At 65.0% G+C, this 16,996-nt stretch carries 13 protein-coding genes and 2 pseudogenes; 9 read left to right on the plus strand and 6 right to left on the minus strand.

The features are described from left to right. Window positions 1-86 precede the first annotated feature (86 nt). Together NOF55_RS01150 and NOF55_RS01155 are read right to left on the minus strand one after the other, a co-directional pair. Window positions 87-3,188: an efflux RND transporter permease subunit gene (locus tag NOF55_RS01150; RefSeq protein ID WP_306409480.1), complete on the minus strand. Its 3,102-nt coding sequence runs from the start codon at window positions 3,186-3,188 to the stop codon at window positions 87-89. Further along, on the minus strand, window positions 3,185-4,393 hold the full coding sequence (locus NOF55_RS01155) for an efflux RND transporter periplasmic adaptor subunit (RefSeq protein ID WP_306409481.1): 1,209 nt from the start codon (window positions 4,391-4,393) through the stop codon (window positions 3,185-3,187). Before NOF55_RS01155 ends, NOF55_RS01150 begins: the two co-directional genes overlap by 4 nt. A 379-nt stretch (window positions 4,394-4,772) precedes the next feature. Here NOF55_RS01155 and NOF55_RS01160 point away from each other — a divergent pair. Next, a pseudogene (locus NOF55_RS01160) lies at window positions 4,773-5,833 on the plus strand (HlyD family secretion protein). Continuing rightward, a pseudogene (locus NOF55_RS01165) lies at window positions 5,830-6,645 on the plus strand (ATP-binding cassette domain-containing protein); the annotation flags it as partial. The pseudogenes NOF55_RS01160 and NOF55_RS01165, both read left to right, overlap by 4 nt. A gap of 14 nt (window positions 6,646-6,659) precedes the next feature. Here the strand turns inward: NOF55_RS01165 and NOF55_RS01170 are convergent. Beyond that, window positions 6,660-7,559, minus strand: a complete 900-nt coding sequence (locus NOF55_RS01170; RefSeq protein WP_306409482.1) for a LysR family transcriptional regulator — start codon at window positions 7,557-7,559, stop codon at window positions 6,660-6,662. 106 nt (window positions 7,560-7,665) lie between these two features. Between NOF55_RS01170 and NOF55_RS01175 the strand changes: the two genes are divergently transcribed. From NOF55_RS01175 to NOF55_RS01185, 3 genes are all read left to right on the plus strand, one after another. Then, window positions 7,666-8,460, plus strand: coding sequence for an SDR family NAD(P)-dependent oxidoreductase (locus NOF55_RS01175; RefSeq protein ID WP_306409483.1), 795 nt, complete (start codon window positions 7,666-7,668; stop codon window positions 8,458-8,460). 45 nt (window positions 8,461-8,505) lie between these two features. Beyond that, window positions 8,506-9,456: a LysR family transcriptional regulator gene (locus tag NOF55_RS01180; RefSeq protein WP_306409484.1), complete on the plus strand. Its 951-nt coding sequence runs from the start codon at window positions 8,506-8,508 to the stop codon at window positions 9,454-9,456. A 78-nt stretch (window positions 9,457-9,534) separates the two neighbouring features. Further along, entirely contained in the window at window positions 9,535-10,647 is a 1,113-nt protein-coding gene (locus tag NOF55_RS01185) for an NADH:flavin oxidoreductase (protein WP_306409485.1), read from the plus strand. Window positions 10,648-10,665: 18 nt separating this feature from the next. Here the strand turns inward: NOF55_RS01185 and NOF55_RS01190 are convergent, their stop codons facing one another. Beyond that, complete coding sequence (locus NOF55_RS01190) at window positions 10,666-11,610, minus strand: LysR family transcriptional regulator (protein WP_306409486.1); 945 nt, start codon at window positions 11,608-11,610, stop codon at window positions 10,666-10,668. Between the two features lie 96 nt (window positions 11,611-11,706). On the opposite strand from NOF55_RS01190, the gene NOF55_RS01195 reads away from it, so the two are divergent. After that, complete coding sequence (locus NOF55_RS01195; protein ID WP_306409487.1) at window positions 11,707-12,507, plus strand: NAD(P)H-dependent oxidoreductase; 801 nt, start codon at window positions 11,707-11,709, stop codon at window positions 12,505-12,507. A gap of 37 nt (window positions 12,508-12,544) precedes the next feature. Here the strand turns inward: NOF55_RS01195 and NOF55_RS01200 are convergent, their stop codons facing one another. Then, window positions 12,545-12,841, minus strand: coding sequence for an ArsR/SmtB family transcription factor (locus NOF55_RS01200; protein ID WP_306409488.1), 297 nt, complete (start codon window positions 12,839-12,841; stop codon window positions 12,545-12,547). Window positions 12,842-13,029: 188 nt separating this feature from the next. Here NOF55_RS01200 and NOF55_RS01205 point away from each other — a divergent pair, with 188 nt between their 5' ends. Together NOF55_RS01205 and NOF55_RS01210 are read left to right on the plus strand one after the other, a co-directional pair. Further along, complete coding sequence (locus NOF55_RS01205) at window positions 13,030-13,614, plus strand: NAD(P)H-dependent oxidoreductase (protein WP_306409489.1); 585 nt, start codon at window positions 13,030-13,032, stop codon at window positions 13,612-13,614. Further along, on the plus strand, window positions 13,611-14,795 hold the full coding sequence (locus tag NOF55_RS01210; RefSeq protein WP_306409490.1) for an MFS transporter: 1,185 nt from the start codon (window positions 13,611-13,613) through the stop codon (window positions 14,793-14,795). The genes NOF55_RS01205 and NOF55_RS01210 overlap by 4 nt, the downstream gene beginning before the upstream one ends. A gap of 93 nt (window positions 14,796-14,888) precedes the next feature. On the opposite strand, the gene NOF55_RS01215 is transcribed toward NOF55_RS01210, so the two are convergent. After that, window positions 14,889-15,842: an AraC family transcriptional regulator gene (locus NOF55_RS01215; RefSeq protein ID WP_306409491.1), complete on the minus strand. Its 954-nt coding sequence runs from the start codon at window positions 15,840-15,842 to the stop codon at window positions 14,889-14,891. 107 nt (window positions 15,843-15,949) lie between these two features. Between NOF55_RS01215 and NOF55_RS01220 the strand changes: the two genes are divergently transcribed. After that, window positions 15,950-16,924 carry an SDR family NAD(P)-dependent oxidoreductase gene (locus tag NOF55_RS01220; RefSeq protein ID WP_306409492.1) on the plus strand — a complete coding sequence of 325 codons (975 nt, stop codon included), beginning with the start codon at window positions 15,950-15,952 and terminating at the stop codon, window positions 16,922-16,924. The last annotated feature ends 72 nt before the right edge of the window (window positions 16,925-16,996 follow it).

Here is a 16,996-nt window from a genome sequence, read left to right on the forward strand (position 1 = left end):
ATGCGCGAACGGAAATCGGCCTGCCATGAAAGAGCCGGACGGCCTCGGGGACGGGCTGCCCCTGCTCTTGCCAAAGCGCCATCAGCTCAGCCGGCGCTTCTTCCGGCGGCCTCGGTCTCGTAAGCATGCATCTCGCTCGACTGGAGAACAGGCCTGAAGATCCGTGCCACGCGGTCGCTGAAATTCGAAACGATGAGATGAAGGGCGGGGATGACGATCAGCGACAGCACCGTCGAGACCAGAAGCCCGCCGATCACGGCGATCGCCATGGGAGCCCGGAACTCGCCGCCGTCGCCGATGCCGAGCGCCGAAGGCACCATGCCGGCGGTCATGGCAAGCGTCGTCATGACGATCGGGCGGGCACGCTCCGAGCAGGCTTCGACGATGGCGTCGAAGCGCGAAAGGTCATGGGCTTCGCGCTCGACCGCGAAATCCACCAGCATGATCGAATTCTTGGTGACGATGCCCATCAGCATCAGGATGCCGATGACGACGGGAAGCGAGATGGCGCTGCCCGTCAGCACGAGCGCGGCGGCGACACCCCCGATGGAAAGCGGCAGGGCGGCAAGGATGGTCCAAGGTGTCAGCAAGCTGCCGAAAAGCAGGATCAGGACGACGAGGACGAGCATGATCCCCGAGCCCATGGCGACAGCGAAGCTCTCGAACACGTTGCCCTGCGTATCGGAATCGCCGGTTTCCAGAATCCGCACGCCGTCCGGCAGGTTTCGAACGCTTTCGAGCTGGCGCAGACGATCCAGCCCCTGCCCCGACGTCATTTCACCGGCCATGTCGGCGCTGATCTCGATGCGCCGTTCGCGGTCGAGGCGCTCGATGGCGGAAACCGTCTGGTCGAAGGAGAAATCGACGAGGCTTGAGAGCGGCACCTGCTGGCCGTTCGCCGTGGGCACGCCGAGCAGTTCGAGCGTCGGCATGTCGTCCCGGGCTTCGCGGCCCAACAGCAGGCGGATCGGAATCTGCCGTGACCCGTCGATGAAGGTCGGCAGGCGGCTGTCCACATCGCCGACCGTCGAGACCCGGATGGTCTGGGCGATCGACGCAGTCGAGACGCCGAGAACAGCGGCCTTGTCGGCCTGGACATCCATGCGCAGTTCGGGACGCATGGCGGCGGTATCCGAGCTCGGATTGACGTAGGCTCCGTCGAGCGCCATCTCTGCCAGGATCGCATCCGCCGCCTGCTGCGCGGCCTCGCCGTCGGTGTTGAGGACCGCGAAGGAGATATCGCGTCCGCCCCGGCCGTTTAGAAACTGGAGACGAACATCCGGAATGGCCGACAGGATTTTCTCGATGTCCGCCTGGATGGCAAAGGACGACCGGGCGCGTTCCGATTTATGGACGAGATCGATCGAGACGGCGGCGCGGCGAACATCCTGCTGGCCGGTCGGGCTCGCCCCACCGCGGACGAACACGCCTTCGACTTCATCCAGCGTGCCGATGCGGCGGGCGATCTCGTCGGACGCCAGCCGCGTCTCCTCCAGCGTCGAGCCGGAGGGCAGTTCGACGGACATCGTCAGCCGGCCCGTGTCCTCCTCCGGCAGGAAGGCTGTCGGAAGCGACATCAGCGACATCATCGAAAGAACGAAAAGGCCGATGGCGAGGGCCACCGTCATCCTGCGCCAATGCAAGGTGAGCCGCAGGAAACGCTCGTAAGTTCGTCCGGGCAGGCCTTTCTGCTGTTTCTTCGGCGGCCTGGTCGTCATGATATAGGCAGCCATGATCGGCGTGATCATGCGCGCCACCAGAAGCGAGAAGAACACGGCAATGGCGACGGTGAGACCGAACTCCCTGAAATAGAGGCCGACGATGCCGCTCATCATTCCGACCGGCGCGAAGACGGCGATGATGGTCGCCGAGATGGCGATGACGGCAAGGCCGATTTCGCCGGACGCATCCAGCGCGGCGCGCCAGGCGGACTTGCCCATGTTGCGGTGGCGTACGACGTTCTCGATCTCGACGATCGCGTCGTCGACCAGAATGCCGGTGACAAGCGTGATGGCGAGCAGGCTGATGATGTTGAGCGAAAAGCCCAGCATATCGATGACGAAGAAGGTCGGGATGATCGAAAGCGGCAGGGCGACGGCCGCGACGAGCGTCGCGCGCCAGTCGCGCAGGAACAGGAAGACGACCACCACCGCCAGCGCGGCGCCTTCAAGCAGCGTGTTCATCGCCGAGTGGTAGTTTCCTGCCGTGTAGGAGACGCTTTCGTCGACGAGACTGAAATCCACATCGGGATACCGGGCGCCGAGATCGCTAACGGCGGCGGCGACGGCTGCCGCGACGCTCACGTCGCTCGCACCCTGCGAGCGGAAGATGGAAAAGCCGGCCACCTCGGCGCCATCGAGGGCGGCGAAGACACGCGGTTCCGCAAACGTGTCGTCAATCGTGCCGAGCTCGCCAAGCCTGATGTGATTGTCGCCCGTGAGCGCGATCCTGAGATCGGCAAGGTCCGAAATGCTTTTTGCGGCGGCGTTGGTCGACACCGACCGCTCGCGGCCGTTGATCTCGCTGCGGCCCCCCGAGAGGTCGAGCTGCGTCGTCATGAGGCCTTCGTTCACGGCGCTCGCGGTCAGCGAAAACGCATGAAGCCTGTCGGCATCCAGCTCCAGATGGATTTCCCGGTCGACCCCGCCCACGCGGTCGATGCGGCCGACCCCGGCAAGCCCCTGAAGGTCGCGGATCAGCACGTCGTCGATGAACCAGGAAATTTCTTCCGCCGTCATGTTCCGGCTTGAAACCGCATAGGTCGCGACGGCCTGGGCCTCCTCCTCGATCCGCTCGATCACGGGTTCGTCGATATCGTCCGGCAGATCGGATCGGATCTTCGCGATTGCATCGCGCACGTCCGCAATGGCGCGGTCGGTGGAGACGACGCCGAGCTCGAACTCGACGGTGGTGGTCGAGCGTCCCTCGCTGAGGGTCGAGGTCATCTCCTTGATGCCGGTCAAGGAAGCGATCGAATTCTCGACAAGTCTTGTAACTTCCGTCTCCAGCTCCGCCGGCGTCACGCCCGGCTGCTCGATCGTCACGCTGACCTGCGGCACGTCGATTGTCGGGAAGTAGGTGACGGGGAGCCGGCTGAAGCTGTAAAGACCGACGATCGTCAGAACGGCGAACAACAGGATGGAGGGAAGCGGATTGCGGATCGCCCAGGCCGAGATGTTGCTGTTCATCGCACCGTCGCTCCCGTGATGTCGGCGAGCGAGGATCGAAATGTCGAAAGTTCCGGCCCGGAAGGCCCCGGATAATCGGCGACGACAGGCTCGATCCGTTCTTCGGCTTTCAGGAAGCTGCCGGCTTTCAGCACCACCAGCTCGCCTTCGGTCAATCCCTCGATAACCTCACGGAGATTTCCCTGCTGGAGGCCGACCGTCACGATGCGCGGGCTCACGATACCGTCGTCCACCACATAGACGCTGTGTACGCCGCGGCGGCTTTCGACCGCTGTCCCCGGCAGCAGGATGTTCCTGCGTTGCAGCGCGTTGATCGTACCCCGGCCGAAAGCGCCGGCGACCAGGCCTTCGTCCCCGGCAAGGGCGATCCGCACCGTCCCCATCCGTGTCGCCGGATCGAGCTGCGCGGCGCTGAGCCTGACCCGGCCGATGAGCGGCCGGGCTTTGCCGGCGACGTGGATCTCGGCCGGCATGCCTTCCCCGAGGCGGACGAAGCCGGTTTCGCTCACGCGGGCTTCCATCTCGATGTCGCCGTCCTCGGCGATGACGAACATCGGATCGCCCGACGACGATGTCATCGCGCCGACCCGCGCATTGCGGGCAAGCACGAGGCCGGACGCGGGAGCGCGCACCGTGCTGCGTTCGATCGTCAGCCGGATTTCGAGGCGTTCGCGCTCGATCAGCGCACGATCGGCTTCGGCCAGCGCCAGCGACTGACGGGCAAGCTCCAGCTGCGACAAGGCGCGTGCGTGGGCGTTCTCGTGTTCGTCGAGGATCTGTTGCGAAACGACGCCCTTCACCTGCAGCGACCGGCTCCGCTCCAGAAGCTTGTGCGCCTCGCGTTCGGTGATCATCGCCGCCTCGACCCTGCTGCGCTCCTGCGCGATTGCTGCTTCGGCGCGGCGTCCCTGCACGACATTCCTGTCGAGCAGCATGCCGGCATCCGTGTCGTCAAGGACGGCAAGCGGCTGCCCCTTTTCCACGAACGCGCCGACCTCCGCCAGGATTTGCCGGATCTCCTTTTCCTGCACCAATGGATTGACCCGGATTTCCTCGCGCGCAACCAGGGTCCCGACGACCGCAATCCGGTCGGTGACAGCGCCCTGCCGGGCCGCGACGACCGTGACAGGCCTCGGTTCCTGCCCGGCAGCTTCGACGGCGAAAAGCGGCACGATCAACGCGCTCAGGAAGAAAGCGAGGACCATTCCCGCGCGCCGGACCTTCGGCGATTTGGATGCAACGCCATTTTCCATGTTCGAGTCCTTCTGTTGCGTCGCCGGCGATGAGCTCACCGCGTGCTGCAACCGGACTCTAGAGATGCGCGGACGTCGCGTTGTGTGATCGCATTACGAAATGTTGCGAGCCTCACGAATGCAGTCGCGCCTCGTTCGATGATCGGGACGTGGCAGCGTCGGTTACGCACCGACGCCTGTCGGACGCGGCTTTCACATTTCGCAATACAACGAAACATCCCGGCTTGCCCGCATGTGCAAGGGTGCCGGGAAGACAGACGTTTTCCCGGCTTCGTTCGTCGGAATGAAGATGTCTTAGAGGTTTTCGGCGGCTTGTTAAAAGGAGTGCCGGGTGGCAAATGCGAAGAAGACCTGGCTGCGGATAGCCGTCGTTGCGGCCGCCATAGTTGGAGGCGGGTCTTATTTCTGGTCCTCGTTCGCGAGCAACACCCTTCCCGAGTGGATCGCAAAGGGTAACGGGCGAATCGAGGCCACCGAGATCGATATTTCGGCGCTCTCGGGGGGGGCGGATAAGCGAAATCCTGGTGGAGGAAGGCGATTTCGTCGAGGCTGGGGACGTGCTTATCCAGATGGATATCGCGCAGCTTTCCGCCCAGAAACGCCAGGCCGAGGCGCAGTTGCATCGCGCCCGGATCGGTGTGGAAACCGCCAGCAGCCTTGTCGTCCAGGCCGAGGCGCAACGGGCCGCCGCGCGAGCCGCCGTCGCACAGCAGCAGGCGGTTGCCGATGCCGCAGCTTTGCGGCTGGCGCGATCCGAGCAACTCGTCAGAACCAGTGCCATCTCGCAGCAGACGCTTGACGACGACAGGGCCGAGGCCTTGCAGGACGCCGGGCTTGCCTCGGCGCAGGCTTCGCTGGCGGCGGCCGATGCCGCCCATAGGAGCGGGAAAGGCGCAGGTCGTGGATGCCGGGGCTGCGATCGACTGGGCCCAGGCCGCGATCGACGCCTCGATCGATGACAGCACACTGACATCGCCGCGTGCAGGAAGGGTGCAGTATCGCGTCGCGCAACACGGCGAGATCGTGGCGTCGGGCGGACGCATCCTGAACCTCGTCGATCTGGAGGATGTCTACATGACGTTCTTCCTGCCGACTTCGCAGGCCAGACAGGTGCAGGTCGGCGCCGAGGTGCGGCTGATCATGGATGCAGCACCGCAGTTCGTGCTTCCGGCCACGGTCAGCTATGTGGCCGATGTGGCGCAATTCACCCCGAGGACGGTTGAGACGGCGGAGGAGCGCGAAAAACTGATGTTCCGCATCCGTGCCCGCATCGCGCCGGACCTGCTGAGGAAGTACATCCGTTATGTCAAGACCGGCCTTCCGGGGATCGCTTATGTGCGTCTTGGCGAGACCGGGGCCTGGCCGGGCTTTCTGGGCCGTGTCGTTCAATGAGCGCGGGACCGGGAGGGTCCGGCACACCCGCCACGGTGGCGGAGGTTGCGGCACTGTCGCTCTCCTATGGCAACGTCCGCGCGATCGACGATGTGACGCTGGCGATTACCGCGGGTCGGAAGGTCGGGCTGATCGGCCCGGACGGCGTTGGCAAATCGAGTTTTCTGTCGCTTCTGGCAGGCGCGCGGGAGATCCAGACTGGCGAGGTCCATGTTCTGGGCGGCGACATGCGCGATAGGGGCCATCGCCGCCGCACCTGCCCCAGGATCGCCTATATGCCGCAGGGTCTGGGCAGGAATCTCTATCCGACGTTATCGGTCTTCGAAAACGTGGATTTCTTCGGGCGCCTCTTCGGCCATGACAGCGCCGAGTGCGAACGGCGGATCGGCGAGCTTCTGGACTCGACCGGCATGTCGGCCTTCCGCGACCGTCCGGCCGCAAAGCTCTCAGGCGGGATGAAGCAGAAGCTGGGGCTGTGCTGCGCACTGATCCACGACCCCGATTTCCTGATCCTCGACGAGGCCACGACCGGCGTCGACCCGCTGTCGCGCCGCCAGTTCTGGGAATTGATCGACGCGATCCAGCGCGAGCGTCCGGGCATGAGCGTGATCGTCGCCACCGCCTATATGGAGGAAGCGGCTGGTTTCGACTGGCTGGTTGCGATGAATGCCGGCAAGTTGCTGGCGACCGGCACGCCCGCCGAGTTGATGCTACGCACCGGGACGGCCAATCTGGACGACGCCTTCATCGCGTTTCTGCCCGCCGAAGACCGCGCCGGTTATCGGAAAGTCGCAATCCCTCCGCGTGATGTCGCGCCTCGGGCACGCTATCGATCCGAGGAGACCCGCAGCATCTCCACCAGCGCGCGCAGGGCGGCTGGCGCCTGGCGGCGGCTGGGGTAATAAAGGAAGAACCCCGGATAGGGTGGGCACCAGTCCTCCAGCACGCGGACGAGGCGGCCCGAGGCCAGATGCTCGCCGATATGCTGCTCGGTCGAATAGGCGATCCCGATGCCATCGAGCGCCGCCGCGACCATCAGGTCGGGATCGTCGAGGACGAGCGGGCCGTTCACCGCGACGTTGAGCGCCCGTCCGTCCTTCTCGAACTCCCAGCGATAAAGCGCGCCGCTGGCGATCTGGCGAGAACCGATGCAGCGATGGCGATGCAGGTCGCGCGGCGTTTCCGGCGGCAAAAAGCGTGCGAAATAGTCGGGCGAGGCGACGATGGCCGCGTTGAGATCCGGCGTCACCCGCACCGCGATCATGTCGCGTTCGAGGCTTTCGCCGAGGCGGATGCCGGCATCGAAACCCTGCTTGATGATATCGACGAAGCCATTCTCGGCCGCGATCTCCAGCGTCACGTCGGGGTAGCGGTCGGTGAAGGCGCGGAACTTCGGCGTCAGCACCCGCGCCGCCACCGTGCGCGGCACGCTGAGCCGGATTGTTCCGGCAGGGTGGTCGCGGAAGTCGTTGATGGTCTCGACCGCCGTTTCGATGCTGGCGAAGGCCGGGCCGATCTGGCGCAGCAGCGCGTGCCCGGCTTCGGTCAGCGCGACCGTTCGCGTGGTGCGGCTGACCAGCCGCACGCCGAGCTTGCCTTCGAGCGAGCGCAGCGAATGGGAAAGCGTCGAAGGTGTGAGGTTCAGCCGCGCAGCCGCCCGGCGGAAACCACCTTCCTCCGCAATGGCCACGAAAGCCGCCAGTTCTCCGAGATCGCCCGTTCGCATGATTGATGAATTTCACCCAACAGCACATGCAATGCAAGGCGGATTATTCTGAACAATGCGCTGGCCTATCGTGGTGGTTCAACTCCAGCTTCCATGAGGATCACCCATGTCCGATACCATTTCCACGTCTTCCACCCGCCGTCTTCAGGATCGCGTCGCCATCGTCACCGGCGGCGGCACCGGCATTGGCCGCGCCGCAGCACTCGCCTATGCGCGGGAGGGTGCGACGGTCGTGCTGGCCGGACGCCGCCCCGCCGAGATCGAGACTGTCGCGCAGGAGATCGTCGCGGCAGGCGGCGACGCGCTGGCCGTGCCCACGGACGTGTCGAAGGAAGACGACATCCGCCGCCTGGTCGACATTGCCCTCGATCGCTATGGCCGGCTCGATGCCGCCTTCAACAATGCCGGCATTCTCGGCAATTTCGCGCCCATCACTGAGCAGACGAGTGCGGACTTCGACACGGTGATCGCCACCAACCTTCGCGGCGTATGGCTGTCGATCAAATACGAGATCGAAGCCTTTCTCGCGCAGGGCACAGGCGGCAGCATCGTCAACACGTCGTCCTGGCTCGCGAAGGGCGCGCTGGCCGGATCGTCCAGCTATTCCGCCAGCAAGGGCGCTCTCGACGCGCTGATCCGGGCCGTGGCCATCGAATACGGGCCGAAGGGCATCCGCATCAACAACATCAATCCCGGCATCATCGACACGCCGATGGCGCGCAGCGGCTGGACCGACGATTCCGCTTTCGTGCCCTTCATCGAGCACACCCCCGCCAGGCGCGCCGGGCAGCCCGATGACGCCGGCGATGTCGCGGTCTGGCTTTCGACGGACGAGGCCCGCTTCGTCACCGGCCAGAGCATTCTGGTGGATGGCGGCTACACCATCGCCGGCCTGCGTTGAATGCCATTCATGTTGTGGATGCGCCGGACATGCTAATGTCGCCGCATGGATATCTCGCGCATCGACTTCAATCTGCTGAAGGTGCTGGACGCGCTTCTTTCCGAGACGAGCGTATCGGGCGCCGCGCAGCGGCTGGGGCTCAGCCAGCCGGCGACGAGCGCCGCGCTTTCCCGTCTGCGGCGGGTGACGGGGGACCTGCTTCTCGTCAGGCGGGGCAATCTGATGGTGCCGACGGCGCGGGCGGAAGAACTCCGTCCCCGCGTCGCGCGTCTCGTTGACGAGATCGCGCAGACGCTGCAACAGCCCGTCGCCTTCGATCCGATGACCAGCCACCGGCGCTTCCGCGTCATCGCCAACGAATATGCGACCCTCGTGCTGATGGCGCCGCTGGCGCTGCGCCTCAGGGAAACGGCTCCGAACGTCACGCTGGAAGTGCTGCCTTTCGATCCCCGGTTCGAGGAGCGGCTGGCCGCGCAGGACTGCGATCTCGTCGTCGGCCACAGGGATTTTCTCGGGCCTGCGCGCCGGACGGAGGCGCTGTTCACCGAAACCTGGGTTTCGATCGCCCGCGCGGACCATCCCCGGCTGGGGGCGAAGGTGACGCTGGACGCCTTCCTCGCCGAAAGCCACGCGATGGTGACGAGCACCGGCCGGGCGGAAGGCAATGTCGACCGGGCGCTCGCCCGGATCGGGCGCGAACGCACGGTTGCGCTTACCCTGCCGCATTTTCTGGTGGCGCCGGAGGTCATCGCGCGCAGCGATCTCGTCATGACCCTGCCGCACTGCGTTGCCTCGACATTCGCAGAGACCTGGCCGTTGCGCCTGTTTCCGCCGCCGCTCGATCTGGCGGGCTTCGAGGTGGCGCTTGTCCGCCATCCACGCAGCGTCGGCGATCCGCCGGTGGACTGGCTGCGACGCGAGATCGATGCCGTATGTGCAAGGCTGTCCGCCACCTGCACGGACGCCGGAAGGTCATTTGTCAAACCGATATCGTGAATACATGCCATCTATTTGAATGATTTGAGGGGCGGCTTCATCTTGAGCGGGAAATCCTGTCACGCCGGAGGTCGCACTATGGATACCCCTTTCACCCTTGCTCCGCTTTTCGAGCCCTTCACCATCGGACGCACGACGCTTTCCAATCGCATCGTCATGGCGCCCATGACCCGGCAGAAATCGCCGGGCGGCGTGCCGGGCGTGGATGTCACGGCCTATTACCGGCGCCGGGCCGAAGGTGGCGTCGGCCTCATCATCACCGAGGGCACCTACATCGATCATCCCGCGGCCAACGCCTTTGCAGATGGGCCGGATTTCTTCGGCGAAGCCGCGCTCGACGGCTGGAGGCGGGTCGTCGATGCCGTGCATGATGCCGGCGGCAAGATCATCCCGCAGCTCTGGCATTGCGGGCCGGAGCGTCGGCCCGGCATGCCGCATGATCCGGCGGTGCCGGGATACGGGCCGGTCGAGCTGCGCGACAACGACCGCGTGCTGGTGCATGCCATGACGCCGGCCGATATCGCAGCGGTGACGGACGCCTATGTCCGCGGTGCGCGGACGGCCGAGCGGCTCGGCTTCGACGGCGTCGAGATCCACGCCGCGCACGAATTCCTGCTCGACACCTTCCTCTGGGCCGGCAGCAATACCCGCATCGATGATTACGGCGGCAGCATCGAGAAGCGCCTGCGGTTCCCGCTCGAAGTGGTCCGGGCCGTGCGCCAGAATGTCAGCGCCGATTTTCCCGTTGTGCTCCGCTTCTGCCAGTTCAAGCGGAGCGATTATGGCGCGCGGATCGCGGAAAATCCCGAGGACCTTGCCCGCATCCTCAAGCCGCTCGCACAGGCGGGCGTCGACGTGTTCCACGCCAGCGAGCGTCGTTTCCGGGAGCCGGCCTTCGCGGAATCGCCCGATAATCTGGCGAGCTGGGCGAAGACGCTGACGGGCAAGCCGGTGATCACCGTCGGCAGCGTCGGGCTCAAGAACCCTGGCGAGGGCGATCCCGGCGTGATGTCTTCGGCGCCCGCCGACCTTCGGCTGGTTGCCGAACGCTTGCGGGCGGGCGCCTTCGATCTGGTGGGGGTGGGGCGGGCGCTGCTCGCCGACCCGTTCTGGGCCGCCAGGGTGCGCGATGGGCGGTTCAGCGAGCTGAAGGACTACGATCCGGTGATCCTGTCAGGGCCGCTGGTCTGAGCGGTAGGCAAGCCCGCTTCATCGATCTGGCCGGATGAGAGTTCCTGAGCGTCGAATACCGGGAATACGCAACACTTCCCCGGCCAGAAACTCCACCAGCAGCCTGACGCGCGCGATGCCGGCACGTTCCGGCACGATGAGCATGTTGAGCGGTACGGAGGGCGGTGCATAGTCCGGCAGGATCGTTTCGAGCCGCCCTTCGGAAAGCAGGTCGTCAACCAGCCAGAGGTGCGCCGGGCCGATGCCGCGACCGGCAAGATAGGCTTCCCGCGCGGCAAGCCCGTGATCCACCCGAAGGTTTCCGCCGAACGGCACGACATGGCTTTCGCCATCCGGCCCTTCCAGCGCGAGCGTATCGCTGCCGGCGATGTTCGACATGCGGATGCCTTCTAGGGTCGCCAGTTCCTCGGGTGTCGTCGGCCTGCCATGCCGCGCCAGATAATCGGGCGCGCCGACGAGGATGCGCCGGCTATGCCCGAGCGCCCGCAGCTTCATGGAACTGTCGGCAAGCGGGCCGAGGCGGATGGCAATGTCGACGCCCTCTCGCACGAGGTCGATGCGCTCGTCGGTCAGGCTGAGATCGACGGAAATCCCGGGATAGCGGTCCTGGAAGGCGAAGACCAGCCGGCTGATATAGCGGACGCCGAGCGCCGCCGTGCAGGACATGCGCACCACGCCGGCGGCGGCTTCGCCCGCATTGCGCACTTCGCCGCTCGCCTGATCGACAAGACGCAGAATCTGGACCGCGCTGGCGTAGTAGCGGCCGCCTTCCTCGGTGAGCGTCACGCGCCGCGTCGTTCGGCTGAACAGCGCCACGCCGAGGGCCTCCTCCAACTCGCGGACATGCCGTGTGACGCTCGACTGCCCGAGATTCATCTCACGCGCCACCGCCGACAGGTTCCCGCGTTCCGCAACGCGGACGAAGGTGCGCATGCGCTCGAGCGTGACGTTCGATTGATCCATTTTACGGCATTGTCCTATCCATAACCGATCTATATCGGATCAATGGCAAGGCGCCTAGCTTGGGAGAAATTCGTCTCCAACACATAGGTGCCTGCCGTGAATGTACTTATCGTCTTCGCTCATCCCGAACCCCACTCGCTCAATGCGGCCCTCCGCGACGCCGCCGTCGAGGAACTGAAGGCACAGGGCCACGTCGTGCAGGTCTCGGACCTTTACGCCATGAACTGGAAGTCGGAGGTGGATCGCGCCGATTTTCCCGACCGTGCAGCGGGCGAGCGCCTGAAGATCGCTCCGGCTTCCGGCGCTGCTTTCGCGGCCGATGCACTGACGGATGACGTAAAGGCCGAGCAGGACAAGCTGCTCTGGGCAGACGTGCTGATCCTTCAGTTTCCGCTCTGGTGGTTCACCATGCCGGCGATCCTCAAGGGCTGGGTCGATCGTGTCTATGCCTACGGCTTCGCCTATGGTGTCGGGGAGCACAGCGACAGCCGCTGGGGCGACCGCTATGGGGAGGGCACGCTTGCCGGCAAGCGCGCCATGCTGGTCGTGACGGCCGGCGGCTGGGAACAGCATTACTCGCCGCGCGGCATCAACGGCCCGATCGACGATCTGCTGTTCCCGATCCATCACGGCATCCTGCACTATCCGGGCTATGACGTGCTGCCGCCCTTCGTCACCTACCGGGTGGACCGTCTCGACGCGGCCGGTTTCGCGCAGGCGGCCGACCGCCTGCGCGCGCGGATGCGCACGCTGGAAACCACGCCGCCGATCCCGTTCCGCCGTCAGAACGGCGGCGACTATCTGATCCCCAGTTGCGAGCTTCGGCCTGGTCTGGGCGCACCAGCCGCGACCGGATTTGCGCTGCACCAGCGCGAAAACGAAGCGGGAACCGCTTAGGAGCGACGCATCGGCAACAATGGCAACCGGTCGCTTTTCAGGGCGCGCCCGGTTTCCACGATTTCACGAGAGCCAGCAGGCCGGGAAAGCGCGCATCGAGGTCTTCGGTGCGCACCCGGCTACGCCGTTCGAGGCCATATTGGCGTTGGCGGATCAGGCCGGCTTCCCGCAATGCCTTGAAATGATGCGTCAGCGACGACTTGGGCCGGTCGATGCCGAACCAGCCGCAGGGATGGTCATAGGCTTCCGATTCCAGCAGCAGCTTGCGGATGATCGACAGACGCAGCGGATCGGCCAGCGCCGCCAGCACTGTCTCCAGACGCAGTTCTTCCACCGCTGGTTCGGGCAGCGGAGGCGGTAGATCGGAGCCGGGCGTTGCGGCTTCAACGTGGAGAATCTCGGAGCACATAAGCGAAGGATAGCACGAAAGTACGATTCTTGTCGAACTTATATGTACGAACAAAGTCGAACTATGATAAGTACGATTCAATTCGTACTGTCAGGTTCAAGGAGCGTACCCCCATGTCGTCGGCAGGTTTGGCCAATCATCTTCAGGCACAGCGCGAACCGCCATCCATGCTGGTTGTCGTCGCTCATCCCGATCTCGCCCATTCCCGGATCAACGCGGCATGGCTCGACGCGGTGCGCGGTATCGGAGGCCTCACGGTCGACGATCTTTACGGGCGCTATCCCGACTGGAGGATCGATGTGGCGGCAGAGCAGGACCTGCTTGTCCGGCACCAGCGGATCATCCTCCAGTTCCCGTTCCAATGGTACAATTGCCCGCCGCTTCTCAAGCATTGGCTCGACACCGTGCTGACGAATGGCTGGGCTTACGGGACGGGCGGCGGTGCGCTCAAGGGGAAGGAACTCGGGATCGCGGTCTCCACCTGGTCGAAGGCCGGAGATTACCAGCCCAATGCCCGCTACCGGCGGACCATGCAGGAATTGACCAGCCCGTTCGAGGTGACGGCGCGGCGTCTCGGCATGCGCTACCTTCCGGGCTTCTTTCTCAATGGCGCCGGAGAGGTGGACGACGCCCGCCTCGCAGAGAACGCACACGCCTATGTCGCGCATCTCCAGGGCGTTGCGGAGAGTGTGGCATGACGATAGCCCGGACGCCGATGCCTGCCATGCTCGCCGCCGCCTGGGTGGTGACGGCAGTCTTCATCCTCTCCAACATGCCGACGCCGCTCTATGTCCGCTGGCAGGAGGAGATGGGCTTCTCCTCCGCTACGCTGACGATTGTCTTTGCCGCCTATATTCTCGGATTGTTGCTCACGCTGCTGGTGGCGGGACAGGTCTCCGATCGCTTCGGCCGCCGGCCGGTGCTGTTGCCCGGAATGGCGGCGGCGATCCTTGCGAGCCTCATCTTCCTCGGTGCGGATTCCGTCGGTGCTCTGGTGATCGCCCGGTTCCTGTCGGGTGTCGCCGTCGGCGTTGTCGTATCGGCGGGCATGGCGTCGATCATCGACGTGGGCGGTCCTGAAAGACGGCGGCAGGCCTCGCTCCTCGCCTCGGTCTCTATGGTGCTGGGCGCGGGTCTTGGACCTCTGACGGCGGGGGCTATCGCGCTGACCATCCCTGAGCCGGTGGTGCCGATCTTTGCCACGGAACTCCTTCTTCTCGCCAGCGCCGTCGTGATCGTTCTGCTTCTGCCGTTGAAGCGAAGCCCTGCCAGCCGAAACGACGGATGGCGATTGCGCCTGCCAGGCGTGCCGCGCGCGAACCGCAGGCATCTCGCCTTCGGTATTGCCGTCTTCGGTCCGGGGATCACCGCGACCTCCTTCGTGCTGGCGCTCGGGCCATCGCTCCTGTCACGGCTGATTGGCGTCACCAGCCCTCTGATGGCGGGTGGCATAGCCTGCGTCATGTTCCTGACGGCGACCGGCGTGCAGTTCCTTTTGCGCAACCTCGCCGTCCGCACGATCTTGCTGGCCGGAGCCGGAGCGACCATTCTTGCCATGATGACCATCGCACTTGCCGTGTGGACATCCAGCGCCACGGCGCTGATCGCCGGTGCTCTCCTGGCCGGCAGCGGACAGGGGCTCGGCCAACTCGGAGGGCTGACCCTCATCGGCCTGCGCGTGCCGGGCGAGCGGCGGGCCGAGGCCAATGCGGTGCTCAACATCGGCGGCTATATTCCGGCCGGCCTCATGCCGGTCGCGGCCGGCTTCGTTATCGACGTGACGGGACTTGCGTCAGGCGCGGCTCTCTTTGCGGCAGCACTGACCATTCTGGCCGGCCTTGGCGGTTGGATCGTATGGCATGGGGTTCAGGCTGACTGAGGGAGCGCTGCTGAAAAACAGATCTCCATCCGGAAACGGCATTGGCGCAAGCTTCCAGACCTTTAACCGTCCGGCGTGGGTTTCCGGAAGATGTCAGGCGGTCGATTCATGCCGGTCTGTGACGGGACCCTCGGACGCAACGTCTGCGGCGCCCCTGTAGCGTCCGGGCGAGGTTCCCATGATACGGCGGAAGGTCGTGCTGAATGCCGCCTCCGATTCGTAGCCCACCGACGAGGCAATAGCGGGAAGCCGCTCGTCGGTTCGCCGCAATCGGTCTGCCGCCGACCGCATGCGCCAGTTGATGAGATAATCGAGCGGCGTCCGCCCGACCGCGTTGCGGAAGCGCTCGGCAAAACTGGTTCTCGACATGCCGGCGACGCCGGCGAGTTCGGCCACAGTCCACTTCCGGCCCGGCTCGGCGTGCATCGCTCCGATGGCGCGGGAAAGGCGCGGGTCCGACAACGCACCCAGCCAGCCCGGCGCTTTCGTGGCTTCGGACGCAAGCCACAGTCGAAGCACCTGCAACAGCATGATCTGCGAAAGATGCTCCGCCATCAGCGCGCCGCCGGGCGGCCGTGCCCTGAGCTCGTCGGCCAGTTGTTCCAGCGACCAGCGCAGCACGGCCGCTTGTGCGGAAGCATCGTGAACGTGAAGGACCGCTGGCAGGGCATCGAACAACAGCGCCGCGTGATCGCCCTCAAAGGAAAACCGGCCGCCGATCAGAAAGAAGTCGCCGCCGCCGTTGCAGGTGGCGATACCGTCCACGGCCCGGTCGTAGATCGTCGTGGACTCTATTGCCGGCAGCGCAAGATCGGTCGCGAACTGGAAAGACCGGCCGCGCGTGAGGAGAAAGCAGTCGCCGGCCTCGATCCTCTGCGCCTCCGGTTCGCCTTCGACCTGCACCCAGCAGGATCCGCGCATCACCGCGTTGAACTTGATTCCCTCATGCGGCGGGAAGCGGATCGCCCAATCGCCGCCCGCATCGAGGCCGGCGCTGATCGCGCTTTTTGGCCGTAGCAGGGAAAGGACATCGGACAAAGGGTCCACGGTGGCAAATCCGAACGATCAAGAAGGAGGTTCGTACTCTATAGCATGGATCGTTCGGCCTCCAGCGTGGATGTTCTCCTGAACATCCAGAATGACAGGAGAACCTCATGACCGATCGTCAAAAACCGCTCGGCTCCGGCTTCGGAGCGAGGACAACAGCCTGCGAAGTGCTCACCGGCCTCGATCTTTCCGGCAAGCGGGCCATCGTCACCGGCGGGCACTCCGGGCTGGGGCTCGAAACGACGAAGGCGCTGGCCAGCGCGGGCGCGACGGTGATCGTCGCGTCGCGCGATCCGGCTTCGGCGGAGAAAGCCACCTCTGAGATTGGCGGCGTAAGCGTCGAGAAACTGGACCTGTCGGACCTCGCCAGCGTGCAGTCCTTCGCAGATCGTATCCTCGCCGCAGGCAGCCATATCGACACGCTCATCAACAACGCCGGCCTCATGGCCTGCCCGGAAACGCGCGTCGGACCGGGCTGGGAAGCGCAGTTCGCCATCAATCATCTCGGGCATTTCGCGCTGACCAATCGGCTTTGGCCGGCGCTGAGGGGTGGTGCGCGCGTCGTTTCCGTGTCGTCGGCCGGTCATCACAATTCACCGATCCGCTGGGACGATATGCAGTTCGAGCAGGGCTATGACAAATGGCTCGCCTATGGCCAGTCGAAGACGGCCAACGTGCTCTTTGCCGTCCATCTCGACACGTTGGGCCGCGAATCCGGCATTCGTGCCTTCTCGCTGCATCCGGGCAAGATCTTCACGCCGCTACAACGGCATCTGTCGCAGGCGGAAATGATCGCGGCCGGCTGGCTCGCTACGGACGGCTCTCCAGCCGATCCCACTTTCAAGACGCCGGAGCAAGGCGCGGCGACAGCGGTATGGGCCGCGACTTCGCCCCAACTCGCCAACCTCGGCGGCCTCTATTGCGAAGATTGCGACGTGGCCGCATGTGCCGAAGCGATCAATGAGCCGTTCTCCGGCGTTCGCTCCTATGCAACCGATCCTGGCGAGGCCGAACGGCTCTGGAGGCATTCCGCCGAACTCGTTGCAGGCTTCACCCCTCCCGCCGGGGCCACGGCCGAATAACGGGAACTGGTAGCGATGCTCGACCTGTCTCTCTTCCGCTATACGCGTATTGGCGCGCCATCGGCGGCGTTC

This window comes from Ectorhizobium quercum (genome assembly GCF_026552795.1).
In the GTDB taxonomy this organism is placed as follows: domain Bacteria; phylum Pseudomonadota; class Alphaproteobacteria; order Rhizobiales; family Rhizobiaceae; genus Ectorhizobium; species Ectorhizobium quercum.

What these genes read in the sequence shown, in the direction of transcription:
- NOF55_RS01150 (WP_306409480.1), bottom strand. Translation starts at nt 3,188, where the DNA reads ATGAACAGCAACATCTCGGCCTGGGCGATCCGCAATCCGCTTCCCTCC.
- NOF55_RS01155 (WP_306409481.1), bottom strand. Translation starts at nt 4,393, where the DNA reads ATGGTCCTCGCTTTCTTCCTGAGCGCGTTGATCGTGCCGCTTTTCGCC.
- NOF55_RS01170 (WP_306409482.1), bottom strand. Translation starts at nt 7,559, where the DNA reads ATGCGAACGGGCGATCTCGGAGAACTGGCGGCTTTCGTGGCCATTGCG.
- NOF55_RS01175 (WP_306409483.1), top strand. Translation starts at nt 7,666, where the DNA reads ATGTCCGATACCATTTCCACGTCTTCCACCCGCCGTCTTCAGGATCGC.
- NOF55_RS01180 (WP_306409484.1), top strand. Translation starts at nt 8,506, where the DNA reads ATGGATATCTCGCGCATCGACTTCAATCTGCTGAAGGTGCTGGACGCG.
- NOF55_RS01185 (WP_306409485.1), top strand. Translation starts at nt 9,535, where the DNA reads ATGGATACCCCTTTCACCCTTGCTCCGCTTTTCGAGCCCTTCACCATC.
- NOF55_RS01190 (WP_306409486.1), bottom strand. Translation starts at nt 11,610, where the DNA reads ATGGATCAATCGAACGTCACGCTCGAGCGCATGCGCACCTTCGTCCGC.
- NOF55_RS01205 (WP_306409489.1), top strand. Translation starts at nt 13,030, where the DNA reads ATGTCGTCGGCAGGTTTGGCCAATCATCTTCAGGCACAGCGCGAACCG.
- NOF55_RS01210 (WP_306409490.1), top strand. Translation starts at nt 13,611, where the DNA reads ATGACGATAGCCCGGACGCCGATGCCTGCCATGCTCGCCGCCGCCTGG.
- NOF55_RS01220 (WP_306409492.1), top strand. Translation starts at nt 15,950, where the DNA reads ATGACCGATCGTCAAAAACCGCTCGGCTCCGGCTTCGGAGCGAGGACA.